The organism is Streptococcus sp. HMSC034B05 (assembly GCF_001809055.1).
GTDB classification, from domain to species: Bacteria; Bacillota; Bacilli; order Lactobacillales; family Streptococcaceae; genus Streptococcus; species Streptococcus constellatus.
Genome location: NZ_KV795609.1, coordinates 46,740 through 70,962 on the forward strand (window position 1 = coordinate 46,740; position 24,223 = coordinate 70,962).

Sequence of the window (24,223 nt, forward strand, 5' to 3'; positions counted from 1 at the left end):
GCCCTTAATATCTTATAAATGCCTAAACGTACAGATATTAAAAAAATTATGGTGATTGGATCTGGTCCCATTATCATTGGACAGGCTGCTGAGTTTGACTATGCAGGAACACAGGCTTGTTTATCTTTAAAAGAAGAAGGTTATAGTGTCGTTCTGGTCAATTCAAACCCAGCGACAATCATGACAGATAAAGAAATTGCAGATAAGATCTATATTGAACCTATCACTATTGAATTTGTAACTCGAATTTTAAGAAAAGAACGTCCCGATGCAATATTGCCAACTCTTGGTGGACAGACAGGTCTTAATATGGCGATGGAATTATCAAGAGCTGGGATTCTTGATGAGTTGGGTGTTGAACTTTTAGGAACCAAGCTGTCTGCTATTGATCAGGCTGAAGATCGCGATCTTTTCAAGCAATTGATGGAAGATTTAGAACAGCCCATTCCAGAATCTGATATTGTTAATAGCGTTGACGAAGCTGTTGCATTTGCTGCTAAGATTGGCTATCCAGTCATTGTTCGTCCGGCATTTACGCTTGGTGGCACAGGCGGCGGTATGTGTGCAGATGAGAAAGAACTTCGTGAAATTGCTGAAAATGGTCTCAAACTGTCACCTGTAACGCAATGTCTGATTGAGCGTTCTATTGCTGGCTTTAAGGAAATTGAATATGAAGTTATGAGAGATAGTGCAGATAATGCTCTAGTTGTCTGTAACATGGAAAATTTTGATCCAGTTGGTATTCATACAGGGGATTCTATCGTTTTTGCGCCAACGCAGACACTTTCAGATATCGAAAATCAAATGCTGCGTGATGCTAGTTTAAAAATTATTCGTGCCCTTAAGATTGAAGGTGGTTGTAATGTACAGCTGGCTCTGGATCCGCATAGCTTTAAATACTATGTCATTGAGGTTAATCCACGTGTCTCACGTTCATCAGCTCTAGCTTCTAAAGCAACTGGCTACCCTATCGCTAAATTAGCTGCAAAAATCGCTGTTGGTTTAACTCTGGATGAGATGATTAATCCAGTTACGGGGACAACTTATGCCATGTTTGAACCAGCTTTGGACTATGTAGTGGCTAAGATTCCGCGTTTTCCATTTGATAAATTTGAACATGGTGAACGTCGTCTTGGAACACAGATGAAGGCGACTGGTGAAGTCATGGCTATTGGGCGTAATATTGAAGAAAGTCTTCTCAAAGCTTGCCGTTCACTGGAAATTGGTGTTTATCATAATGAAATGGCTGAACTTGCTGATGTCAGTGACGACGCTTTGATAGCCAAAATTGTTAAAGCTCAAGATGATCGTCTTTTCTATCTTTCTGAAGCCATTCGTCGTGGATATTCCATTGAGGAACTGTCGGATTTAACAAAAATTGATCTTTTCTTTCTTGATAAGCTCTTGCATATCTTTGAAATTGAAACAGAATTAGCAGCCAAGGTTGGTGATATTGCTATTCTCAAAGAAGCTAAGCACAATGGTTTTGCTGATCGAAAAATTGCTGATATCTGGCAGATGACAGCAGATGCTGTTCGCAAGCTTCGTCTTGACAACAAGATAATTCCTGTTTATAAGATGGTTGATACTTGTGCGGCTGAATTTGAATCTGCAACACCTTATTTCTACTCGACTTACGAATGGGAAAATGAGTCCATCAAATCAGAAAAAGAATCCGTCATTGTTTTGGGTTCAGGTCCGATTCGTATCGGACAGGGAGTTGAATTTGATTATGCGACAGTTCATTCTGTCAAAGCCATTCAAAACGCAGGTTATGAAGCTATTATTATGAATTCCAATCCTGAGACCGTTTCAACAGATTTTTCAGTTTCTGATAAACTTTATTTTGAACCGCTAACTTTTGAAGATGTTATGAATGTAATTGAGTTGGAGCAACCTAAAGGTGTCATTGTTCAGTTTGGCGGACAAACAGCTATCAACTTGGCAGAACCATTGTCGCATGCTGGTGTGACAATTCTGGGTACGCAAGTAGCTGATCTTGATCGTGCAGAAGACCGTGATCTTTTCGAGCAGGCTTTAAAAGATTTAAATATTCCTCAGCCGCCGGGACAAACAGCAACAAATGAAGAAGAAGCGGTCGCTTCGGCTCGTAAAATTGGTTTTCCAGTGCTTGTTCGCCCGTCTTACGTTCTTGGAGGACGTGCTATGGAAATTGTTGAAAATGAAACCGATTTACGCTCTTACATGCGAACAGCTGTAAAGGCCAGTCCGGATCATCCTGTCTTGGTTGATTCTTATATTGTAGGTCGTGAATGTGAGGTAGATGCCATTTCTGACGGTAAGGACGTTCTTATTCCTGGCATTATGGAACATATTGAGCGTGCCGGTGTCCACTCAGGAGATTCTATGGCTGTCTATCCACCGCAAAGTCTTTCAAAAGAAGTTCAGGCAACCATTGCAGATTATACAAAACGCTTAGCTATCGGGCTTAACTGTATCGGGATGATGAATATTCAGTTTGTCATCAAAGACGAAACCGTTTATGTTATTGAGGTTAATCCGCGTGCCAGTCGAACAGTACCGTTTTTATCTAAAGTGACAGATATACCAATGGCACAAATTGCTACTAAATTGATTTTAGGAAGCAGTCTGGCTGAACTTGGCTATAAGGATGGCCTTTATCCAGAAAGTCAAACCGTTCATGTTAAAGCTCCAGTCTTTTCCTTCACCAAATTAGCTAAGGTTGACAGTCTTTTAGGACCTGAGATGAAATCTACAGGCGAAGTCATGGGGACTGATTCAACTCTTGAAAAAGCGCTTTATAAAGCTTTTGAAGCATCTTATTTCCACCTTCCTGCTTTTGGTAATGTCATTTTTACCATTGCTGATGATACTAAAGAAGAAGCATTGGCGTTAGCACGTAGCTTCTCAAATATTGGTTACAGTATTTTAGCTACGGAAGGTACCGCTAAATTCTTTAAAGAAAATGGTATTCAAGCGCAATTAGTTGAAAAAATTGGTACAGATGATCATAATGATATTCCAGCCTTTATTCGTAAAGGCAAGGTTCAGGCAATTATCAATACGGTCGGAACAAAGCGAACGGCAGATGAACATGGCCAGGCTATTCGTCATTCTGCCATTGAACATGGAATCCCACTTTTTACTGCGCTTGATACAGCCAATGCCATGCTTCAAGTTTTAGAAAGCCGTAGCTTCATGACAGAAGCGATTTAGACTGGGTTAAGATATATTAAGTTTTATGCAAACCTTTTCAATTCCTGAAAAATCTGTTATAATGAAAATGAAAATAGTTATTAGAGGAGAGTAGTATGTCTAAAAAAATCATTGGGATTGACCTAGGTGGCACATCGGTTAAGTTTGCGATTCTAACCCGAGAGGGAGAAGTTCAAGAAAAATGGTCTATTAAGACAAATATTTTAGATGAAGGCAGTCATATTGTTGATGATATGATTGAATCTATCAATCATCGCTTGCGACTATTGGGACTTGGGGCAGAAGATTTCATTGGAATTGGCATGGGTTCACCTGGTGTTGTGGATCGTGAAAAAGGGACGGTTATTGGGGCTTATAATCTCAATTGGAAAACTTTACAACCTGTAAAAGAAAAAATTGAGAAAGCAACTGGTATTTCTTTCTTTATTGATAATGACGCAAATGTAGCTGCTCTTGGCGAACGTTGGAAAGGTGCTGGTGAAAATCAGCCTGATGTTGTGTTTATGACTCTTGGAACAGGTGTAGGTGGTGGTATTGTCGCGGAAGGAAAACTACTGCATGGTGTAGCTGGAGCAGGAGGAGAATTGGGCCATATTACAGTTGATTTTGATCAACCAATCCTTTGTACTTGTGGCAAGAAAGGTTGTTTAGAAACAGTAGCTTCTGCAACAGGTATTGTTAATTTAACGCGTCGCTATGCTGATGAATATGCTGGTGATGCAGAGCTAAAAAAACTGATTGATAATGGCGAAGATGTTAATGCAAAAATAGTCTTTGACTTAGCTAAATCTGGAGACGAATTAGCTCTCATTGTTTATCGAAATTTTTCTCGTTACCTTGGTATTGCCTGTGCAAACATTGGATCAATCTTAAATCCATCAACGATTGTTATTGGTGGTGGTGTCTCTGCTGCAGGAGAATTTTTATTAGACGGTGTTCGTAAGGTTTATGAAGAAAATTCTTTCCCACAAGTGCGTACTTCGACAAAACTGGCACTTGCAACGCTTGGAAATGATGCAGGTGTCATTGGAGCGGCTTCTTTAGTTCTTCAATAACCCTTCCAAAAAGAAAAATAATTCAAATAAGGCATTTACAATTTTTATAAAATTTGTTATGATATTAGTTAGTGCGTAATGGAAGCACTAGAAAACGACTAATCCGCTGTGGTCTTGAATCGTAAGATTAGTAAGATAGGAGAAGAAAAATGAATCCATTAATCCAAAGTTTGACTGAAGGTCAACTTCGTACTGATATTCCTGCGTTCCGTCCTGGTGATACTGTTCGTGTTCATGCGAAAGTTGTTGAAGGAAACCGCGAACGTATCCAAATTTTCGAGGGTGTGGTTATCGCTCGTAAGGGTGCAGGTATTTCAGAAAACTATACTGTTCGTAAAATCTCTAACGGTGTAGGTGTTGAACGTATCTTCCCACTTCACACACCACGTGTTGAAAAGATTGAAGTAGTGCGTTACGGTAAAGTACGTCGTGCGAAATTGTATTACCTTCGTGCATTACAAGGTAAAGCTGCGCGTATTAAAGAAATTCGCCGTTAATGTAGAAATAACTCTGTCTGTCGGCAGAGTTTTTCTCTAGTCCCCTTAGTTCAATGGATATAACAACTCCCTCCTAAGGAGTAGTTGCTGGTTCGATTCCGGCAGGGGACATCGTAATATGCTGAAAGCTCTTGTTACTAAAGAGCTTTTGTTATGTTTGGCCAAATTTGTATATTTTGAAAGAGAAACAAATAAAAGCTAAAGTAAGTTTTGTTTCTATAGCAGTGAGATAAAGGAGGAAAATATGAAAGCTTATTTTATTGGTGGTTTAGGATGCAATCGTTTCTATCCTCAAGACTTTTTCGACTCTTTGCATTTTCCAGTTGTTTATCTGGATATGTATGATTCTAAGTTGAAAGAACGATTAACTTCATTACAGGCTTTGAAAGACTGGTTTGTAGCACAAGTTGATATGGAAGATGATATTCTGTTAATTGCCCACTCTTTGGGAGCAGATTTAGCAGTTTATCTAACAAGTGTTTATGATAATATTATGCATCTCGTCTTACTAGATGGTGGATATATTGATATGGACAAGATTTGCCCTTTAAATGTAGAAATAGAAGATGCTTTGAATTATCTTCAAACGAATACTTATAGAAATTTAGAAGGAGCTATTATAGCAGAAAAGCAAAATGCCACTGTGTGGTCAGAAAATATAGAGAGAGCAGTTAAAAAAAGTTTTGTCTTTGATGAGGTACAAAGGTATTGGCATTTGAACTTCTCTGAAATACTGCTCACTCGTTTGTTAACTATTAGACGACAAACTACAGGGAAACTATCTCTTTTACAGAATAGAAATGTGATATTGTTTATTCCAAGAGTAAATCAAAGTACGCCCATCTGGAAACAGAATGCTTTGAAAAATATTCCGGATTTTATAGACATTCTAGAAGTGTCTGGCTGTGGTCATTCCTTATATACAGAAAAACCAAAAGAAATAGCAGCATTACTTAGAGATAAAATAGATACTAACCGGCTTTTTGACAAAAAAGAGACATAGTTTTCACTTTTCTAACCGGGGTTCAATAAAATCGTTTCTAAACTAATTCGTATTTATCGGATTTAGTTTTTTTATTTCTATTATTTCTGTATTGTTTCACTATTTTCTTTCTTTAGTTTTAGGTTTATTTAAGAAAAAATTCAGTCACTTTTAAGAAAAAATGGATATGATAGGTACATTCAAAAGAAAGAGTGTGATGAGATAGAAATTTAAAGTTAAGTATATTGATTTGATGCGCTTTATCATAAAGAAGGATTGAATCATTGCAATGTTCTTTGTAACACAGTCTCTGAATGCTTAAAAATAGAAAGAAGGAATTTGACAAAAATGAAACAAGAGAATACAAATAGAAAAGAGAAGATGATCATAGTGGAAAAAAGTACAAAATGGTGGATGACTGTTGTAGCAAGCGGATCACTTGCTATCGGTCTTCTTAGTGGGCTAGGTATTGGCTCATTGGCGACAAATGCGCTTAATCAGCAAACTAAAGTACAGACAAGTACGACAACTCAGGCGCAAAAGAACCAACAAGGAAACCAAGGTGGCCCGGGAATACCTCCGGGTGGACAAAGTGGAAATAACCAAGGTGATCCCAATGGAAGACCTTCCCAACAAAACGGTGACCAAAATGATAATAGTAATAGTAAAAATGGATCAGGAAATAATAATAACTCAAAGAAAAAAGCTCCATCAAATGCTGACGGTTCGACTAAATCAGACAAGAATAGTAGTACGACAGAAAATAATGACTCAAATACAACAAATTCTTAATATTTTAGAGAAAGTCATGCTATAATAGAATCAGAATAGCAGAAAGTCAGTAGATTGAGTTTTAACACGAAAATGTGAAAATAGTGCTTGGTTCATAATTAAGAGAATGGGAAGAAGTGGAATTTTAAAATTTTTAGTTCTTATTCTATTCTGAAAGAATCAGGATGCTGCTTAAATGCTCGGCTATTGCGCCGTTTAGTACATAACGAATTTTTGATTGAGGGATATTTGTCCTAAACTCATATTTTTAGAAGGAAAAGCGTATGATTAAGATTCTATTAGTAGAAGATGACCTTGGTTTATCTAACTCAGTATCTGATTTTTTGGATGATTTTGCAGATGTCATGCAAGTTTTTGATGGTGAGGAAGGCTTGTACGAAGCTGAAAGTGGTGTGTACGATCTTATCTTACTTGATTTGATGTTACCGGAAAAAGACGGTTTTCAAGTATTGAAGGGATTACGTGAAAAAGGTGTTACAACACCGGTATTGATTATGACAGCTAAAGAGAGTTTGAATGATAAAGGACATGGCTTTGAGCTGGGAGCCGACGATTATTTGACCAAACCATTTTATTTGGAAGAGTTAAAAATGCGGATTCAAGCTCTTTTGAAACGATCGGGCAAGTTTAATGAAAATACTCTTTCTTATGGCGATGTAACCATTAATTTGTCAACGAACACTACACTTGTAGATGGAAATGAAGTAGAGTTACTCGGAAAAGAATTTGATTTATTAGTATATTTCTTGCAGAATCAAAATGTTATTCTACCGAAGACGCAGATTTTCGATCGCTTATGGGGGTTTGATAGTGATACAACCATTTCAGTTGTAGAAGTTTATGTCTCAAAAATTCGGAAAAAATTGAAAGGGACGACCTTTGCGAATAATCTTCAAACACTTCGCAGCGTCGGATATATTTTAAAAGATGCTGAATAAACTAAAAAAAGCATGGTATGCGGATGATTTTTCTTATTTCATTCGCAATTTTGGTATTTTTACTCTAATTTTCTCAGCTATGACCTTGATTATCATTCAAGTTATGCGCTCAAGCCTTTATACAACGGTAGATAACAATTTAAAAAGCTTGAGTCAAGATTCGGCTTCTGTGATTAATTTAGCACTTGCTCGAAAAGTAGGGCTAGATCAAAAGTCAGAAAATGGAGAGCCTAAAAGTGGAACAGCTGACAAAGAATTGACAGATAAACCAAATGTTAGTGCCAATACAGAAGTTATTTTATTTGATAAGAATTATAAGCCGATTATTACAAGCAATAATTTCTTAGGGTTCAATAAGCTTTCCTTTAATAGCAAGCAATTAGACCACATTCGTCAGATTCAAGTAAAAAGCAATTATGGTCGAGAAGAAACCTATCGAATGATTTTATTTGAGGTAAAACTGCCTAATTTGGAGACCAATGTCAAATACGCAGCGGTTTTTATCAATATCAGTCAATTGGAACAAACTAGTCAAAATCATGAACAGTTGATTGTGGTGGTGATGATTAGTTTCTGGGGAATTTCCTTGATTGCTAGTGTTTATCTTGCACGGGTCAGTGTTAAACCTCTTTTAGAAAGCATTCAAAAGCAAAAAAGTTTTGTCGAAAACGCTAGTCATGAGTTGCGTACACCTCTAGCTGTGTTGCAAAATCGTTTGGAGACTTTGTTTAGAAAGCCAGAAGCTACTATTATGGAAGCCAGTGAAAGCATTGCTTCTAGTTTGGATGAAGTGCGGAATATGAAAATGTTGACGACAAACTTACTCAATCTAGCACGGCGTGATGATGGGATTAAACCAGAGATTGGTGATATTGAACCCAATTTCTTTAATACAACTTTCACCAACTATGAAATGGTTGCCGCAGAGAATGGGAAAATTTTCCGGTTTGACAATAGGATTCACCGTGTGATAAAAACGGATAAGACCTTGCTGAAGCAATTGATGACTATCTTGTTTGATAATGCCCTAAAATATACAGATGAAGATGGTGTGATTGAATTGACAATCTCTGCAAATGATCGAAATTTGTTTTTGAAGGTTTCGGATAATGGTCCGGGGATTAGTACGGCAGATAAGAAAAAGATTTTTGATCGTTTTTATCGTGTTGATAAAGCACGGACTCGGCAGACAGGTGGTTTTGGTTTAGGGTTGTCGCTTGCAAAGCAAATCACAGAAGCTCTTAAAGGAACCATTGCAGTGAAAGACAATAAGCCTAAAGGAACTATTTTTGAGGTGAAGATTGCGATTCGAACGGATAATAAAAAGAAAAAATAGATTTAGGATACTTTCAGTGTGCCTGTAAAGAAAGTTATTCCGAAAGATGATAATAAAACACGACCAGGTCAAGACGAGTTGTTAGCTAATCTTGATTTGGTCGTGTTTTTTTCTTGTTTAAAAGCATAGTTGAATGAGAATGTCAACATCGTTCTTTCTTGCTTTCATATGCCTGGCGGACGAAGCAAGTAAATTTCAGTTTATTCCGTCAGCCCGGCAGACGAGTTGCCTGAGTTTTAATTTATTCTGTCAGCTGGGCGGACGAGCTGACTAAGTTTCGGTTTATTCTGTCGACTGGGCGGACGAGCCACCTAAGTTTTAGTTTATGCTGTCAGCCGGGCGGACGGGGGTCTCAACTTTCTGTTTGCTTCGTCGCCCCGATCGACAGAGAGAGCGAATTTGGGTTTAGCTCTCTCTGTGTTCCTTATTTTACTGCGCAGACCAGACGCTAACTGATTTTTCTGCAACTGGGAAATCTGCCCAGCCGTCTTCCTCGATTATCACGGCTGAAGAATTGTTTCCTAAGTAATCTTTAAACTCCTTACCAGCCCAATTTTCACCAACATACATGCGTTTTGAATTAGCTTGATCGTTTGTCAAAATAACAGCAATTGGCTGTCCATTGTCTTTGCCTGAACGAGTCCAAGCAATGCAATGCTCGTCGTCAAAATAATCCGTCTGTTCACCATAGGCTAAGTTGAGACGAATATCTAATAATTTATCAAGAACTGTTTGGAAGCTGGCTTGAGCGAATTCGCCGTTGATACCATAGTAGTCTCCATAGAAAACGCAAGGTAGACCTGCTTTACGCAATAAAATGAGAGCATAAGCAGCAGGCTTAAACCATTCTTCAACAGTTGATTCCAGCGCTTGTCCACGTTGTGTGTCGTGATTATCGACAAAAGTAACAGCCGATTCAGGATGATTTTTGACGAGTGTTTGTTCAAAAATATTTCTCAAATCATAGTCCACTCCAGCGCGACTAGCATCAAATAGATTATGATGAAGCTTGACATCAACTAAATCAAAACGATAGTCAATGCTTCCTAAATAATCGTTATTTGCAGTTTCATCACCATTCCAAAACTCTCCAAAGACATAGAAATCTTCTCCATACTTCGCCATAATATCACGGATAAAATTTCTCATAAAGAAAGAGTCGATATGCTTAATAGCGTCTAACCTAAAGCCATGAATGCCAGTCGTTTCGATAAACCAATCTGCCCAATCATAAAGGTTTTGAATGACTTCTGGGTGCTTAAAATCAAGGTCAGCATACATGAGATAATCAAAATTGCCATTTTCATTATCAACTAAGTCATCATCTGCCCACCCTTTGTTGTCTCCTTGAATGAGATAAATCCCTGATTTATTCCGTTGAGCATCATAATCAGTCCCAGTAAAGTGATACCAATGCCACTCAAAATCATTGTATTTTTTGTGGCGACCTGGGAACGTGAATTTAGTCCAACCTTTAATTTCAAAAGGTTCAGAGAGTGCAACTGTACGATCGTTTGGGTCAACTTCAATAACAGTAAATCGCTCTTTGTAATCTGCTGCTGCTTTGTGATTTAAAACGATATCTGCAATAGGCTCGATTCCATTTTCTTTGAGCGACTTAATAGCTTTCAAATATTCTTCTTTTAAGCCGTACTTTGTTCGAATCGTTCCTTTTTGGTCAAACTCGCCTAAATCAAATAGGTCATAGATACCGTAACCAACATCGTTGGAACTAGTAGCTTTAAAAGCTGGTGGCATCCAAACCTTGCGAATCCCTTTAGAAGCTAGATGTGGGGCATCTTTTGCTAAGCGATTCCAATGTTGTCCGTCATTTGGTAGATACCATTCAAAATATTGCATCAATGTTTGATTTTCCATACGAGATACTTCTTTCTTATCTTGATGGCTATTATTTTATCAAAATAACTCTTTTGACGCAAACGTTTGCGTAAATTTTATAGAATCAGAAACGATAAAATGAATTGAAACTGTTATTTTGAAGGTATATAATAAAGCTAGTGAGCTATTTTTATTAAAAAGTTGAAGGAGCCATTGATGAAAAATAGGATTCAAGATATTTTTGACAAGAGCATGGTGATTGAAAGTTTTACGCATACGGATTTGGAAAGAAATATTGAAAATTTTCTCAATCAATATATTGGCAGTCTGCCGTATTTTCAGGAGCATTCGGATTACTTTGGCACATATCAGATTCCGAATGATTTTTTTCATCGCAGCGTGAATTGGGCTTTAGTAAAACGTCATTGTGCAGATACAGTGATTTTGTTTCATCACCATGATACAGTTGATATTGAGGATTTTGGCAATTTAAAGGAAATTGCCTTTGATAATATGGCTTTGAAAAAGGCTTTAGCAAGTTCTGCACTGGGTCAGGATGTGTTAGAAGATATAATTTCTAACGAATGGCAATTTGGTCGTGGATCATGTGATATGAAAGCTGCATTGGCTTTGCAATTGGGAGTAGTCGCAGAATATGCGAGCAAAGCAGAAGGGAAAGTGAATCTTCTTTATTTATCTGTTGGAGATGAGGAATCTTATTCTCAAGGAATGAGAGCTGCGGTAGGTTTGCTTTCTGATTTGAAGAAGAAATTTCATTTAAATTATATCTTGGCTATTGATTCAGAACCATTTGAAAGCAATTCAGCTCAGGAAAAAGTGCTGCATGTTGGAACAGTTGGGAAAATGATGCCTGTCGTGGTTACGCAGGGTATTCTTTCCCACATGAAAGAGCCTCTCAAGGGTATCAATGCTGTTTCGCTTCTAGCAAAAGTAGTAGAAAAAATTGATCTTAATCCTCTCTTGTCGGATTTGATTGATGGAGAGCGGGCTCCTTTGCCCTCATGGTCTTATATGCGTGATTTGAAGGAAAATTATGATGTATCAACTGTTCTTAGGGCAGCAGGCTATTTTAACGTTCTTTATTTAGATAAAAGTCCGAAAGAGCTGATGATGGCAATTCAACATCTTTGTCAAGAAGCTGTTGATGAATTTTATGAGCGCTATCAGACTTTGCAGGTGGTTTATAAAGAGTATAAAAAAGTCACAAAACCTCGTGTATTGACTTATGAAGAGTTAATCCAGTTATGTCAAAAGAAGTCTGGATTTGAAGAATTTATGCACAAGGTAACCCGATCTGCTCATAAAGCATTTCAAGCGGGCTTAAGCTATCAAGAAATAACCATTGAAACTGTTCAAAAGGTGTTAGATTTCTATGATAAAAAGGAAGCATTTGTGGTGCTGACCATTGCACCACCTTATTATCCTTCTATGAATTGCCGGCATCTGAAAAATAGTGTGGTTGATATTGAAAAACTCATTGCACTTTATAGTAGATACTTAGCTGATACGGCGGCTGCTCGTCTAACAGTAGAAGAGTTCTTTATGGGAATTTGCGATATTAGTTACTGTGCTTTAGAAAAATCTGTTGAAGAACATCAGAAAATTATCGATAGTATGGCTGTCCCTGAAAATTTATATCCGATTGATTTCGAGAAAATTCAGGATATCAATGTTTCTGGAATCAATCTGGGTCCTTGGGGAAAGGATTTGCATCAGTTAACAGAACGCGTCTATGAAAAGGATATGTTGAAGACGATTCCTCAATTTCTGTTATATTTGTTAGAACACATTGACAGCATTAAAAAATAAAACAAGAGAGCTATATTCAGTTTAGTTAGGAATATAGCTCTTGTTTTTTATGAAAATTGTGCTAAAAAGTTATCTAGTTCCTTTTGATTGTGAAGGGTTATCCATTTAGAAGCGTACATTTTTTGAAGTTTTTCATAACGTGTGCGAATGTTTATTGTTCGCCCGTCATGTAGAATCCAGCGGATAAATTCCCAATCAAATTTTTCAATGCACCCCTTTGCCGTACTATCGCGATTTTTGCCACGATAAATCAGATAACGCTTAAAAGCACGATAGAGACAACTCCAACGTGAGAAATTTAAAAAAATAATTCGGTCTGCTTGTTTCATTCTCTCTTCATAGCAGCAGGAGCTGTAGTTTCCGTCTATCACCCAGTTTTCTTTGGCTTCTAAAAATCCTTTAACTTGCTCTTGCATCCAGCTGCGGTCACTCATTTCCCAATTGGGTAGAAACTGCAGTGTGTCTAAATGCAATTTGGGAATAGAGTAATACTGGGCTAATTTGGTCGTTAAAGTAGATTTTCCCGATCCAGAATAACCAATGATTGTAATTTTCATATCTAGCCTTTCTGTTTTCAGCAACAAAAAAAGCTCCACTGAGCTCTTTTTTACGTTATGCAGATTATTTTGCAAGTTTTGTAGCAAGACGTGCTTTATCGCGGCTCGCTTTGTTTTTATGAATCAAACCTTTAGTTTCTGCTTTATCGATAGCTGAGCTTGCAGCGCGGAAAAGTTCTTCAGAAGGATTTGCTTCAAATGCTTTAATTGCAGAACGCATAGCTGATTTTTGAGCTGAGTTTTTTTCGTTTTGTTTAACGTTTAATTCAGCGCGTTTGATAGCTGATTTAATATTTGCCAATGTTTTCACCTCCAATGATATACTAACTATCTAATTATATATGAAAAGTTGAAATTTGACAAGCCTTTTTATTTTTTAAGATAAATTTCATCAATTTCATGATTTGCTGTTTTATGAAGAATAATTTCGGCTCGGTTGCGTGTGGGTTCAATATAATCCTGTAAATTGACAAGATTAATAGATTTCCAGACATTTTGAGCAAATTCCATGACTTTGTTTTCTGGCTGAGAAGTGAAAGGATGATAATAGTTAGTTGGCTCTTCTTTTGCTAAAGTGAGCAATTTTTTAAAACGATCCAGATACCAAGTTTCGATATTTTCAACTTCTGCATCCACGTAAATCGAAAAATCAAAGAAATCCGTCATGTAGAGACGTTCATTTTGTGGATTTTGAAAAACATTGATACCTTCAACGATGACAAAATCTGCGGCTGTAACATACTGTTTTTCGTCTGGAACAATATCATAAATTTCATGAGAATAAACAGGAATTTGATAATCCTTTCCATTTTTGATATTGTCCAAAAAGTCAAGCAAGAGCCCCATATTATAGCTTTCGGGAAAGCCTTTGCGCTTGAGAAGATTTTGCTCCTGCAAGTGAGCATTTGGATAAAGAAATCCGTCCGTCGTCACCAATTCAACAGTAGCATTTGAAAATGTTCTAGATAAAAGGATTTGCAAGAGCCGACTGGTAGTAGATTTTCCAACAGCAACGCTGCCAGAGACACCGATAATAAACGGTTGGCGTTTGATAGCTTTCTGTAAAAAAATACCTTTTGAAAATGCTAAATCTTCTTTTGAGCGCTTATAAATTTGGATGAGATTGGTCAAGGGAAGATAAACATCTGTTACATCTTGAAGGCTAATCTTATCATTGAAACTTTTGATGGAATTTAGCTCTTTTTGCGTTAAAGGTGGAGTTGTTTTGCGATGTAAGTTTTGCCAAGTTTTTCGACTAATTTTTTCAAAATGGATAAATTCGTTATTCATAGAGGACTCCTATTAATATGACCATTAGTATATCATAATTTTAAACAAATTGTAAACGGTTTACAAATAAAAGGTCTTTATGTTAAAATAGTTTTATGACTAAAATGTATTTCGCAGAAAATCCAGATGCAGAACATGATATTCACGAACTGAACGTTCAACTTCTGGGACAAAATATGACTTTCTTGACTGACGCCGGCGTCTTTAGTAAGAAAATGATTGATTATGGAAGTCAAACGCTTTTAAAGTGTCTTGATTTTCATAAGCAAGAAAGCGTATTAGATGTTGGTTGTGGCTATGGAACATTAGGACTTACTTTAGTCAAGGCTAAAGAAGTCAAGGCGACCCTTGTTGATATAAATCAGCGTGCTCTTGATTTAGCTCGCCAAAATGCTAATCGTAATCAAGTTCTAGCTACGATTTTTCAATCTAATATTTATCAAAATGTAGAAGGGAGATTTCATCATATTATCAGCAATCCACCGATTCGAGCTGGGAAACAGATTGTTCATGAGGTGATTGCAGGAAGCCATGCGCACTTACTAGACGGAGGTGACTTGACGATTGTTATTCAAAAAAAACAGGGAGCGCCAAGTGCAAAAGCTAAGATGGAAGAAGTATTTGGAAATTGCGAAATTTTAAAAAAAGATAAGGGATATTATATCCTTAGAAGTAGGAAGGAAATATGAGAACAGTTGATGTTATTCAGAAAAAGCGGGATGGCTTAGAATTAACCAGCGATGAAATTAAGTGGTTAATCGAAGGATATGTTGCCGGAACCGTGCCCGATTATCAGATGTCGGCTTTTGCAATGGCAGTATATTTTAAAGGCATGAGTACTCGCGAGATTTCTGATTTGACGATGACCATGGTAGGCACAGGTCAGCAAATTGATTTGTCAGCTATTTCTGGAATCAAGGTTGATAAACATTCGACCGGAGGTGTAGGCGACAAAGTGACACTGGTGTTAGTACCATTGGTGGCTAGTTTTGGCGTGCCTGTTGCTAAAATGAGTGGTCGTGGACTCGGTCATACAGGAGGAACACTTGATAAACTAGAATCCATTAAAGGATTTCAGATTGAGCGCAGCCAAGAAGAATTTATTAAACAAGTGCAGGATATCGGATTGTCCGTTATTGGTCAGTCAAATCAGTTGGTGAAAGCTGATAAGTTACTTTATGCTTTGCGTGATGTGACAGCTACCGTCGATACGATTCCTCTGATTGCAAGTTCTGTTATGAGCAAGAAAATTGCAGCTGGTGCGGATAGCATTTTGTTAGACGTGACAGTTGGGGAAGGCGCATTTATGAAAAATCTAGAAGATGCGCGTGCTCTAGCTCGTACTATGGTTGATTTAGGAAAGGCGGTTGGGCGTAGGACGACAGCAGTTATTACTGATATGAGCCAACCTCTGGGAACTAGTATTGGTAATCGGTTAGAAATTCTTGAAGCCTTGGACATTTTGCAAGGAAAAGGACGAGAAGATGTAACAGAATTTATTTGTGAATTAGGCCAAATCATGCTTGGCTTAGCAAATGTTGAAAAAACTGTAAAAGAAGTGCGAGAACATCTATTTGATGGATCGGCACTGCAAAAATTTGAAGCCATGGTTGTTGCACAAGGTGGCGATTTAGAAGATTTGTACCGCCCTTCATCAGCAAAATACGTTGTAGAAGTGACTGCAGATGAAGCGGGTTATATTTCTGAATTGCCAGCGATGGAGTTTGGTTTATTTGCTATGCGGCTGGGCGCAGGTCGAGCTGTGAAATCTGATGCATTAGACTTTGAAACAGGAATTGTTTTTGAAAAGAAAGTCGGAGAGCCGGTCAAAATCGATGAAATTGTCGCAAAAATTTATGCAAATGAAAAAATTTCACAAGAACTAGTTACAGAATTCAAAAAAAATGTTAAAATAAGTAATGAGTCGAAAAAAGTTCAAGAGATTATTGAAGTAATCGCTTAACTTACAGGAGAACCGAAAATGAAGTTAAATAAATATATAGATCATACGCTTTTAAAGCCAGATGCTCACCAAGAGCAAATTGAAAAATTGATTGAAGAAGCAAGAGAATATGATTTTGCAAGTGTTTGTGTTAATCCAACATGGGTCAGTTTTGCAGCAGAAGGATTACGAGATACAGATGTTAAGGTTTGTACTGTTATTGGTTTCCCTTTGGGTGCAAATACACCTGCTGTAAAAGCTTTTGAGGCAAAAGATGCCATTAAGAACGGAGCAGACGAAGTAGACATGGTTATCAATATTGGTGCTTTGAAATCTCAAAATCTGGTGTTGGTAGAAGAAGATATTGCTGCTGTTGTGGAAGCAAGCGGTGACACACTGGTAAAAGTAATTATCGAAACTTGTTTGTTAACTGATGAAGAAAAAGTTGTAGCGTGTCAGTTAGCCCAAAAAGCTGGTGCAGACTTTGTAAAAACTTCAACTGGATTTTCAACAGGTGGAGCTACTGTTCATGATGTAGCATTGATGAGAAAGACAGTGGGTCCAGATATGGGTGTTAAAGCTTCAGGTGGGGCTCGTTCGTATGAAGATGCAGTTGCATTTATTGAAGCAGGCGCAACGCGTATCGGAGCTTCTTCTGGTGTAGCCATTATGAAAGGAGAAAAAGCTAGTGGCGACTACTGAGTTGATTGATCTAGCGATTGAGACAAGTAAAAAAGCTTACGTTCCTTATTCTCATTTTCCGATTGGCGCTGTACTAGTAGCTAAAAATGGTCAGATTTTTACAGGCGTAAACATTGAAAATGCTAGTTTTGGTCTGACGAACTGCGGTGAGCGGACAGCCATATTTAAGGCTATTTCAGAAGGTGTTACGGAGTTTGAGGAATTAATCGTTTATGGTGAAACTCAAAAGCCCGTTTCTCCGTGTGGAGCTTGTCGTCAAGTAATGGCAGAATTTTTTCCGCAGAATTTAAAGGTAACACTTGTTGCCAAAGATAAATCGACGGTCGTGATGACGGTCAGGGAATTACTTCCGTATTCTTTTACTAACTTGGAGTAGTTGGTAAAAATGGTCATTTGACCAAAGTTAATTTTGCAACTTTGTTGCACATCTTATTTAGGAGGTTCAGAGATGAACAAGAAACAATGGCTAGGCCTTGGTCTAGTAGCTGTCGCAGCAATTGGACTTGCTGCATGTGGTAACCGTGCATCTAAATCAAGCAATAAAGATGCAAAGACAGATTTGAAAGCTGCAATTGTAACAGATACAGGTGGTGTAGATGATAAATCGTTTAACCAATCAGCTTGGGAAGGCTTGCAAGCTTGGGGTAAAGAAAATGGTTTGACAAAAGACCATGGCTTCACTTATTTTCAATCTACTAATGAATCAGAATATGCTACTAACCTTGAGCAGGCAGCTTCTGGTAATTACAAGTTGGTCTTTGGTATTGGTTTTGCTCTTCGTAACGCTGTAGAAGCAGCAGCAAAGGATCATTCTGATACGAACTATGTTATCATTGATGATGAGATTAAAGGTCATAAGAACGTAGCTTCTGCTTTATTTGCTGATAATGAAGCTGCTTACCTTGCAGGTGTGGCTGCAGCAAAAACAACTAAAACCAAGAAAATTGGCTTTGTTGGTGGTATTAAAGGTGCTGTTTTGACTCGCTTTGAAAAAGGTTTTGAAGCAGGTGTGAAATCTGTTGATCCATCTATTAAGATTGATGTGAAATATGCGGAAAGCTTTAGTGATGCAGCAAAAGGTAAAACCATTGCAGCTGCTCAATATGCAGCTGGTGCAGATATTGTTTACCAGGTAGCCGGTGGTACTGGTGCAGGTGTATTCAACGAAGCAAAATCCATCAATGAAACTAGAAATGAATCTGAAAAAGTTTGGGTTATTGGTGTTGACCGTGACCAAAACGAAGAAGGTAAATACAAATCTAAAGATGGCAAAGAATCTAATTTTGTTTTAGCTTCTACTCTGAAACAAGTTGGTGGTACTGTAAAAGATATTGCTAACAAAACAGCAAAAGGGAAGTTTCCTGGAGGTAAAACTACAACTTATGGTTTGAAAGATAAAGGTGTAGATTTAACAACTAAGAATTTGTCTGCTGAAGCTAAAAAAGCAGTAGAAGATGCAAAAGCAAAAATCCTTGATGGAAGTATTAAGGTTCCTACAGATAAGTAATCTGACACTCAAGAAGCGACCTTCGTGGGTCGCTTTTTTGAGATTGAGACAGCTTTTGTCTCAGTAAAGCTGGCTAATCTTTTAGTGAGTTTTACTGAAATAAAATAATTTCTGAAAGGAATTTAATCATATGGCACATGAAAATGTCATTGAAATGCATGAAATAACCAAGATTTTTGGTGAATTTGTCGCAAATGACAAAATTAACCTTAATCTAAGACGTGGTGAAATTCATGCACTTTTAGGAGAAAACGGAGCGGGGAAGTCCACTCTGATGAATATGTTGGCGGGCTTGCTTGAACCAACAAGTGGTGAGATTACTGTGAATGGAAAGTCAGTAACAATTGATTCTCCATCAAAATCAGCATCTTTAGGAATCGGAATGGTTCACCAACATTTTATGTTGGTAGAGGCTTTTACGGTTGCTGAAAACATTATTTTGGGGAGTGAAACGACGAAAAATGGTGTTTTAGACATTAGGAAAGCAATTAAAGATATCACGGAGCTATCTGAAAAATATGGTCTTGCTGTAGATCCTACAGCAAAAGTCGAAGATATTTCAGTTGGTGCGCAACAGCGTGTTGAAATCTTAAAGACCTTGTATCGTGGCGCTGATATCCTGATTTTTGATGAACCAACCGCAGTATTAACTCCTTCAGAAATTGAAGAACTAGAGCATATCATGAAAAATCTAGTTAAGGAAGGAAAATCCATCATTTTGATTACGCACAAATTGGATGAAATTCGTGCTGTTTCAGATCGTGTCACCGTTATCCGTCGTGGTAAAAGTATTCAAACTGTTGAGATTGGTGGAGCAACGAATAAAGATCTTGCTGAAATGATGGTTGGGCGTTCGATATCCTTTACGACAGAAAAAATAGCATCAGACCCTAAGGAAGTTATTCTATCCATTAAAGATTTGATCGTTAATGAAAATCGTGGTGTGCCTGCTGTTAAAAATTTGTCTTTGGATGTGCGAGCTGGTGAAATTGTCGGAATTGCTGGGATTGATGGAAATGGACAAAGTGAGCTAATTCAAGCAATCACAGGCCTTCGGAAAGTAAAATCAGGAAGTATTACTATAAAAGGCGAAGAAGTCGTTGGTCTATCTCCAAGGAAGATTACCGAAATGCAAGTCAGCCACGTTCCTGAAGATCGGCATCGTGATGGCTTAGTACTGGAGATGATGCTGTCTGAAAATATGGCTTTGCAAACTTATTACAAGGAGCCATTAAGCAAAAATGGTATCTTAAATTATAATAATATCACTTCTTATGCACGCAAATTAATGGAGGAATTTGATGTTCGTGCTGCAAGTGAAACTGTTCCAGCATCTGCACTTTCAGGAGGAAATCAGCAAAAAGCGATTATTGCTCGTGAAATCGATCGTAATCCAGATCTTTTAATCGTTAGTCAACCAACTCGTGGACTTGATGTTGGGGCGATTGAATATATTCACAAACGTTTGATTGAAGAGCGCGATAAGGGGAAAGCAGTACTTGTTGTCAGCTTTGAATTGGATGAAATTTTGAATGTTTCAGATCGTATCGCTGTTATCCATGATGGTAAAATTCAAGGCATTGTAACCCCTGCTGAAACCAATAAGCAAGAGTTAGGTATCTTGATGGCTGGTGGTGAAATTAAGAAGGGAGATTCAAATGACTAAGAAAACACAGCAAATTGCAGTGCCTTTGATTTCCGTTGTTCTTGGGATTTTGCTAGGTGCCATTGTCATGTGGATTTTTGGATATGATGCTATTTGGGGCTACGAAGAATTGTTCAAAGCAGCCTTTGGTACCGTTCGAAATATTGGAGAAATTTTCCGTGCAATGGGTCCACTTATTTTAATTGCTCTTGGATTTGCAGTGGCAAGTCGAGCTGGATTCTTTAATGTTGGTTTGCCTGGACAAGCTTTAGCAGGTTGGATTTTGAGCGGCTGGTTTGCACTTTCGTTTCCGAACCTTCCACGTCCGATTATGATTCTCGCGACAGTTGTCATTGCAGCAGTAGCCGGTGGGATTATTGGAGCAATTCCTGGTATTCTTCGTGCTTACTTAGGAACGAGTGAAGTTATTGTAACGATCATGATGAACTACATTGTTCTTTATGTTGGAAATGCAATGATTCATAGTTTCCCCAAGAGTGTCATGCAAAGTATTGATTCAAGTATTAAAGTTGGAGCAAATGCAACCTATCAAACAGAGTGGTTGCGAGCGTTGACAAACAATTCACGGATGAACATCGGAATCTTCTTTGCAATCATTGCAGTTGTTCTTATCTGGTTTATGTTGAAAAAAACAACACTTGGCTTTGAAATCCGCTCTGTCGGACTAAACCCAAATGCGAGTGAGTATGCAGGGATGTCTGCTAAAAGAACGATTATTCTTTCAATGATTATCTCAGGCGCGCTTGCTGGTGTCGGAGGTGTTGTCGAAGGACTAGGAACATTCCAAAACATCTATGTACAAGGAAGTTCTCTTGCTGTCGGATTTAATGGTATGGCCGTTAGTTTATTAGCTAGCAATTCACCAATTGGTATTCCATTTGCAGCCTTCTTATTTGCAGTGCTCCAAGTCGGTGCTCCAGGTATGAATACCGCAACGATTCCGGCTGAGTTGGTAAATATTGTAACAGCGTCTATTATTTTCTTCGTAAGTATTCATTATATTATTGAACACTTTATCAAACCAAGAAAACAAGCAAAAGTCAAGGGAGGAAAATAAGATGAATTTTGTAACGATGTTAAGTCTATTAGTTTCCTCTATGCTGATTTATGCAGCACCTTTGATTTTTACAAGTATTGGTGGAGCTTATTCTGAGCATGCAGGAATTGTCAATGTCGGACTCGAAGGTATTATGGTAATGGGGGCTTTTTCAGGAGTTGTCTTTAACCTTACCTTTGTCAATACTTTTGGAAATTTAACTCCGTGGCTGGCACTTTTGGTTGGCGGTATTGTGGGATTGATTTTCTCTCTTATCCATGCTGTTGCAACGATTAATTTCCGAGCCGATCATGTTGTTAGTGGTACAGTGCTCAATTTGATGGCACCTGCCTTAGCAATTTTCTTGGTAAAAGCTTTCTATAACAAAGGACAAACTAATAATATTCAAGTATCATTTGGCAAATTTAACTTTCCGCTATTATCAGATATTCCTGTCATTGGAGATATTTTCTTCAAACATACCAGTCTAATGGGGTATATTGCAGTAGCATTTGCCTTTCTAGCTTGGTTCATTATGTTTAAGACGAAATTTGGGCTGCGTTTACGTTCTGTAGGGGAGCACCCACAAGCGGCTGATACATTGGGAATCAATGTTTATCTCATGCGTTATTATGGTGTGATGATTTCAGGTTTCCTTGGCGGTGTCGGCGGTGCGATTTATGCTCAATCTATCTCAGTAAACTTTGCTGCAACAACGATTATCGGACCAGGCTTTATCTCACTGGCTGCTATGATTTTTGGTAAATGGAACCCAATTGGAGCTATGTTTTCAAGTCTCTTCTTTGGACTGTCACAAAGTTTAGCTGTTATCGGAAGTCAATTGCCATTCCTATCACACGTACCAGCAGTTTATTTGCAAATTGCACCGTATGTACTAACTATTGTCGTATTAGCGGCTTTCTTCGGAAAAGCTGTTGCACCAAAAGCAGATGGTGTTAATTATATCAAATCAAAATAATTTATTGCAAAAAGCCAAGTTACTTTTCAAAGTAGCCTGGCTCTTTTTATAAAAAAACAATTATTCTGCTTGGAAAAACTTTCTAAAAGAATAATTGTCTTTAAAGTTACTTACATAAAATATACAATTGCAAGATACTGAAGTGCAGATGCTGCTAGGATGAAGAGATGCCAAATCATATGGAAATATGGCTTTTTCTTAGCATAAAATCCTGCACCAACAGTATAGCAGAGTCCTCCAGCCAGCATCAGTCCCCAGAAGACTGGTCCTGTTTGCCCAATGATTTGGGGAACGATAAGAATCACTAACCATCCCATAATAAGATACAGTGCCAAACTGAATTTTTCATTAACTTTTTTAGCAAATATTTTATATAAAATACCAAAAATGGTGGTTCCCCATTGAATGCCAATGATAAGGTAACCTAACCAGTTATTCATAAGAGACAATACAACGGGGGTATAGCTTCCAGCGATAGCGATATAAATCATCGAATGATCAATGATTCGCAAGATATACTTGTGTGTAGAACCATAGCTCATAGAATGGTAAATGGTTGAAGAAAGAAACATCAGAAATAAACTGATGACAAAAATTGAAACTCCGACGGCAGCAAGCATACCATGTTCTTCATAGCTGTAAATAGCAGAAATCGGAAGTAAAATTAGCATGATGATAGCACCAATAGCATGAGTAACGGCATTGGCGATTTCTTCACCAAAACTCAGCTGCTTGCTAAGTTTAAGGGTTTGGTTCATCTTTTGTCCTCCTTTCTAAGGATAAAGCAAGATCTTTCGTTTGATGAAATAATTTTACAGTTTGACAGGCTGCTTCAATAGCAGGTGCAGTATTATCTGTTTTTTCCTCTCGCATACAGTAGACAAATTCATTGTAGAGAGTAGCAGAATCCTTTTCGTTTACTAAAAGCTGAATCGTTTTGATAATATCTGGTATAGGAAAGACAGGCTTCAAAGTTGTCAATACAATCAATCGAGCAATCTGGATACGATTATATTTCTTCTTAATTGGTTTTGGAATATGAGCGTGTTTGACATAGTTATTAACCATAGCAGCGGTTAAAGATTTATCTGTACCACGAAATGCCTGTTCGTTTACACCATTCACATAGAGAAGAACTTGGTCAAGATAGAGATCTAAGTCAGGTAATTCCTCCCAAGTTGGGAATTGTGTGATTTTCAAAATATCCACCTCTATATAATCTAGTCTTAATAACTAGATTATATAATAATAAATGTCTTGTGTCAAGAGAAAAATCATTTGTTCTGCAAAATAACTTTTGATACAATAAGATTATGAAAATTTTAATTCCAACTGCAAAGGAAATGAATCTTAGCCTTAAACCGCATGGCAAGTGTTTTCTTTCAGAGCAAACAAAAACAATTGTAGCTAGTCTGTCACAGTATTCTATTGAAGAGTTAGCGAAGCTTTATCATGTTAATCTGGAGCGGGCAGAAGAGGAGCATCTTCATCTGCAACAATTAAAAAATGAGCAAGCTCTTACTTACCCAGCTTTACATTTATTTGATGGTCTCATGTATCGAAATATCAAAAGAAGTGATTTAATGGAGAAAGAGTTGAGGTATATAGACAATCATTTGCTCATTACCTCTAGTCTATATGGTATTATGCCAGCTATGGCGTTGATTTCACCTCATCGATTGGATTTTTTAGTGAAATGTACCATTTCTGGCAAAAGCTTGAAAAATTATTGGCGCAATGATTATGATGCAGCTATTTCAGGTGAGGAAATGATTTTATCTCTGTTATCAAGTGAGTTTGAGACGGTGTTTTCCAAATCTGTGCGTGATAAGATGCTTCGGTTTAAATTTTTAGAAGATAGAGAAGGAAGTTTGAAAGTTCACTCAACTATTTCTAAGAAGGCTCGGGGGCAATTTTTAACTGCTTTAATTGAAAATCAAATAATAACGAAAGAGGAAATCAAGCAATTACAATTTGCAGACTTTGCTTTTCGAGAAGATTTATCTACTATAGATACTTATGTTTTTGTCAAGGAAAATAAGCAAAAAACGGAATGACGTAAACGTATCATTCCGTT

General features: G+C 37.6%; 23 protein-coding genes and 1 tRNA gene. 18 read left to right on the top strand and 6 right to left on the bottom strand.

Features of this window, described 5'->3' with window-relative positions:
* Positions 1-18: 18 nt before the first annotated feature.
* The 8 genes from carB (at position 19) to HMPREF2542_RS05045 (ending at position 8,798) form a co-directional block, all read left to right on the top strand.
* Positions 19-3,198 (top strand): carbamoyl-phosphate synthase large subunit, encoded by a 3,180-nt coding sequence (carB, locus tag HMPREF2542_RS05010; protein ID WP_058669577.1) that lies wholly within the window; start codon positions 19-21, stop codon positions 3,196-3,198.
* Positions 3,199-3,293: 95 nt separating this feature from the next.
* Positions 3,294-4,253: an ROK family glucokinase gene (locus tag HMPREF2542_RS05015; protein ID WP_037596938.1), complete on the top strand. Its 960-nt coding sequence runs from the start codon at positions 3,294-3,296 to the stop codon at positions 4,251-4,253.
* Between the two features lie 149 nt (positions 4,254-4,402).
* Positions 4,403-4,750 (top strand): 50S ribosomal protein L19, encoded by a 348-nt coding sequence (rplS, locus tag HMPREF2542_RS05020; protein WP_003024326.1) that lies wholly within the window; start codon positions 4,403-4,405, stop codon positions 4,748-4,750.
* A 39-nt stretch (positions 4,751-4,789) separates the two neighbouring features.
* Positions 4,790-4,861 (top strand) — tRNA-Arg (locus tag HMPREF2542_RS05025).
* Positions 4,862-4,994: 133 nt separating this feature from the next.
* Positions 4,995-5,753, top strand: coding sequence for an alpha/beta hydrolase (locus tag HMPREF2542_RS05030; RefSeq protein ID WP_020997813.1), 759 nt, complete (start codon positions 4,995-4,997; stop codon positions 5,751-5,753).
* A gap of 327 nt (positions 5,754-6,080) precedes the next feature.
* Positions 6,081-6,524 carry a hypothetical protein gene (locus tag HMPREF2542_RS05035; protein WP_058669576.1) on the top strand — a complete coding sequence of 148 codons (444 nt, stop codon included), beginning with the start codon at positions 6,081-6,083 and terminating at the stop codon, positions 6,522-6,524.
* 263 nt (positions 6,525-6,787) lie between these two features.
* Complete coding sequence (locus HMPREF2542_RS05040; RefSeq protein ID WP_070484456.1) at positions 6,788-7,462, top strand: response regulator transcription factor; 675 nt, start codon at positions 6,788-6,790, stop codon at positions 7,460-7,462.
* On the top strand, positions 7,452-8,798 hold the full coding sequence (locus HMPREF2542_RS05045; RefSeq protein ID WP_058669575.1) for a sensor histidine kinase: 1,347 nt from the start codon (positions 7,452-7,454) through the stop codon (positions 8,796-8,798). The genes HMPREF2542_RS05040 and HMPREF2542_RS05045 overlap by 11 nt, the downstream gene beginning before the upstream one ends.
* A 429-nt stretch (positions 8,799-9,227) precedes the next feature.
* Here the strand turns inward: HMPREF2542_RS05045 and HMPREF2542_RS05050 are convergent, their stop codons facing one another.
* Complete coding sequence (locus HMPREF2542_RS05050) at positions 9,228-10,676, bottom strand: alpha-amylase (protein WP_058669574.1); 1,449 nt, start codon at positions 10,674-10,676, stop codon at positions 9,228-9,230.
* Between the two features lie 177 nt (positions 10,677-10,853).
* Here HMPREF2542_RS05050 and HMPREF2542_RS05055 point away from each other — a divergent pair, with 177 nt between their 5' ends.
* A complete protein-coding gene (locus tag HMPREF2542_RS05055; protein WP_058669573.1) occupies positions 10,854-12,467 on the top strand; it encodes a M20/M25/M40 family metallo-hydrolase in 1,614 nt (537 codons plus the stop codon).
* Positions 12,468-12,514: 47 nt separating this feature from the next.
* Here HMPREF2542_RS05055 and HMPREF2542_RS05060 read toward each other — a convergent pair whose 3' ends face one another.
* The 3 genes from HMPREF2542_RS05060 to coaA form a co-directional block, all read right to left on the bottom strand.
* Positions 12,515-13,024, bottom strand: a complete 510-nt coding sequence (locus HMPREF2542_RS05060; protein ID WP_049477276.1) for a DNA topology modulation protein — start codon at positions 13,022-13,024, stop codon at positions 12,515-12,517.
* Between the two features lie 64 nt (positions 13,025-13,088).
* Positions 13,089-13,325 carry a 30S ribosomal protein S20 gene (rpsT, locus tag HMPREF2542_RS05065; RefSeq protein WP_006269392.1) on the bottom strand — a complete coding sequence of 79 codons (237 nt, stop codon included), beginning with the start codon at positions 13,323-13,325 and terminating at the stop codon, positions 13,089-13,091.
* Between the two features lie 68 nt (positions 13,326-13,393).
* A complete protein-coding gene (gene coaA / locus HMPREF2542_RS05070; RefSeq protein WP_006269389.1) occupies positions 13,394-14,314 on the bottom strand; it encodes a type I pantothenate kinase in 921 nt (306 codons plus the stop codon).
* A 95-nt stretch (positions 14,315-14,409) separates the two neighbouring features.
* Between coaA and HMPREF2542_RS05075 the strand changes: the two genes are divergently transcribed.
* The 8 genes from HMPREF2542_RS05075 (at position 14,410) to HMPREF2542_RS05110 (ending at position 22,146) form a co-directional block, all read left to right on the top strand.
* Positions 14,410-15,003, top strand: coding sequence for a class I SAM-dependent methyltransferase (locus tag HMPREF2542_RS05075; protein ID WP_020997809.1), 594 nt, complete (start codon positions 14,410-14,412; stop codon positions 15,001-15,003).
* On the top strand, positions 15,000-16,277 hold the full coding sequence (locus HMPREF2542_RS05080; RefSeq protein ID WP_058669572.1) for a pyrimidine-nucleoside phosphorylase: 1,278 nt from the start codon (positions 15,000-15,002) through the stop codon (positions 16,275-16,277). The genes HMPREF2542_RS05075 and HMPREF2542_RS05080 overlap by 4 nt, the downstream gene beginning before the upstream one ends.
* Positions 16,278-16,295: 18 nt before the next feature.
* On the top strand, positions 16,296-16,958 hold the full coding sequence (gene deoC / locus HMPREF2542_RS05085) for a deoxyribose-phosphate aldolase (protein WP_006267712.1): 663 nt from the start codon (positions 16,296-16,298) through the stop codon (positions 16,956-16,958).
* Complete coding sequence (locus HMPREF2542_RS05090; RefSeq protein WP_003068929.1) at positions 16,945-17,334, top strand: cytidine deaminase; 390 nt, start codon at positions 16,945-16,947, stop codon at positions 17,332-17,334. The genes deoC and HMPREF2542_RS05090 overlap by 14 nt, the downstream gene beginning before the upstream one ends.
* Before the next feature lie 72 nt (positions 17,335-17,406).
* Positions 17,407-18,465, top strand: coding sequence for a BMP family lipoprotein (locus tag HMPREF2542_RS05095; RefSeq protein WP_006269420.1), 1,059 nt, complete (start codon positions 17,407-17,409; stop codon positions 18,463-18,465).
* Positions 18,466-18,595: 130 nt separating this feature from the next.
* Positions 18,596-20,131, top strand: a complete 1,536-nt coding sequence (locus tag HMPREF2542_RS05100) for an ABC transporter ATP-binding protein (protein WP_058669571.1) — start codon at positions 18,596-18,598, stop codon at positions 20,129-20,131.
* Complete coding sequence (locus HMPREF2542_RS05105; RefSeq protein WP_006269380.1) at positions 20,124-21,188, top strand: ABC transporter permease; 1,065 nt, start codon at positions 20,124-20,126, stop codon at positions 21,186-21,188. Before HMPREF2542_RS05100 ends, HMPREF2542_RS05105 begins: the two co-directional genes overlap by 8 nt.
* A gap of 1 nt (position 21,189) precedes the next feature.
* Positions 21,190-22,146: an ABC transporter permease gene (locus HMPREF2542_RS05110; RefSeq protein WP_039677137.1), complete on the top strand. Its 957-nt coding sequence runs from the start codon at positions 21,190-21,192 to the stop codon at positions 22,144-22,146.
* Between the two features lie 110 nt (positions 22,147-22,256).
* On the opposite strand, the gene HMPREF2542_RS05115 is transcribed toward HMPREF2542_RS05110, so the two are convergent.
* On the bottom strand, positions 22,257-22,904 hold the full coding sequence (locus HMPREF2542_RS05115) for a PAQR family membrane homeostasis protein TrhA (protein ID WP_003068940.1): 648 nt from the start codon (positions 22,902-22,904) through the stop codon (positions 22,257-22,259).
* The gene (locus HMPREF2542_RS05120; protein WP_006267836.1) at positions 22,888-23,346 is read right to left on the bottom strand and encodes a DUF1836 domain-containing protein; all 459 of its coding nucleotides are present in this window, start codon (positions 23,344-23,346) and stop codon (positions 22,888-22,890) included. Before HMPREF2542_RS05120 ends, HMPREF2542_RS05115 begins: the two co-directional genes overlap by 17 nt.
* A 113-nt stretch (positions 23,347-23,459) precedes the next feature.
* On the opposite strand from HMPREF2542_RS05120, the gene yaaA reads away from it, so the two are divergent.
* Positions 23,460-24,203 (top strand): peroxide stress protein YaaA, encoded by a 744-nt coding sequence (gene yaaA / locus HMPREF2542_RS05125; RefSeq protein WP_070484459.1) that lies wholly within the window; start codon positions 23,460-23,462, stop codon positions 24,201-24,203.
* The last annotated feature ends 20 nt before the right edge of the window (positions 24,204-24,223 follow it).

Coding starts and splice junctions, on each gene's coding strand:
- carB (WP_058669577.1), top strand. CDS start 19: ATGCCTAAACGTACAGATATTAAAAAAATTATGGTGATTGGATCTGGT.
- HMPREF2542_RS05015 (WP_037596938.1), top strand. CDS start 3,294: ATGTCTAAAAAAATCATTGGGATTGACCTAGGTGGCACATCGGTTAAG.
- rplS (WP_003024326.1), top strand. CDS start 4,403: ATGAATCCATTAATCCAAAGTTTGACTGAAGGTCAACTTCGTACTGAT.
- HMPREF2542_RS05030 (WP_020997813.1), top strand. CDS start 4,995: ATGAAAGCTTATTTTATTGGTGGTTTAGGATGCAATCGTTTCTATCCT.
- HMPREF2542_RS05035 (WP_058669576.1), top strand. CDS start 6,081: ATGAAACAAGAGAATACAAATAGAAAAGAGAAGATGATCATAGTGGAA.
- HMPREF2542_RS05040 (WP_070484456.1), top strand. CDS start 6,788: ATGATTAAGATTCTATTAGTAGAAGATGACCTTGGTTTATCTAACTCA.
- HMPREF2542_RS05045 (WP_058669575.1), top strand. CDS start 7,452: ATGCTGAATAAACTAAAAAAAGCATGGTATGCGGATGATTTTTCTTAT.
- HMPREF2542_RS05050 (WP_058669574.1), bottom strand. CDS start 10,676: ATGGAAAATCAAACATTGATGCAATATTTTGAATGGTATCTACCAAAT.
- HMPREF2542_RS05055 (WP_058669573.1), top strand. CDS start 10,854: ATGAAAAATAGGATTCAAGATATTTTTGACAAGAGCATGGTGATTGAA.
- HMPREF2542_RS05060 (WP_049477276.1), bottom strand. CDS start 13,024: ATGAAAATTACAATCATTGGTTATTCTGGATCGGGAAAATCTACTTTA.
- coaA (WP_006269389.1), bottom strand. CDS start 14,314: ATGAATAACGAATTTATCCATTTTGAAAAAATTAGTCGAAAAACTTGG.
- HMPREF2542_RS05075 (WP_020997809.1), top strand. CDS start 14,410: ATGACTAAAATGTATTTCGCAGAAAATCCAGATGCAGAACATGATATT.
- HMPREF2542_RS05080 (WP_058669572.1), top strand. CDS start 15,000: ATGAGAACAGTTGATGTTATTCAGAAAAAGCGGGATGGCTTAGAATTA.
- deoC (WP_006267712.1), top strand. CDS start 16,296: ATGAAGTTAAATAAATATATAGATCATACGCTTTTAAAGCCAGATGCT.
- HMPREF2542_RS05095 (WP_006269420.1), top strand. CDS start 17,407: ATGAACAAGAAACAATGGCTAGGCCTTGGTCTAGTAGCTGTCGCAGCA.
- HMPREF2542_RS05100 (WP_058669571.1), top strand. CDS start 18,596: ATGGCACATGAAAATGTCATTGAAATGCATGAAATAACCAAGATTTTT.
- HMPREF2542_RS05105 (WP_006269380.1), top strand. CDS start 20,124: ATGACTAAGAAAACACAGCAAATTGCAGTGCCTTTGATTTCCGTTGTT.
- HMPREF2542_RS05110 (WP_039677137.1), top strand. CDS start 21,190: ATGAATTTTGTAACGATGTTAAGTCTATTAGTTTCCTCTATGCTGATT.
- HMPREF2542_RS05115 (WP_003068940.1), bottom strand. CDS start 22,904: ATGAACCAAACCCTTAAACTTAGCAAGCAGCTGAGTTTTGGTGAAGAA.
- yaaA (WP_070484459.1), top strand. CDS start 23,460: ATGAAAATTTTAATTCCAACTGCAAAGGAAATGAATCTTAGCCTTAAA.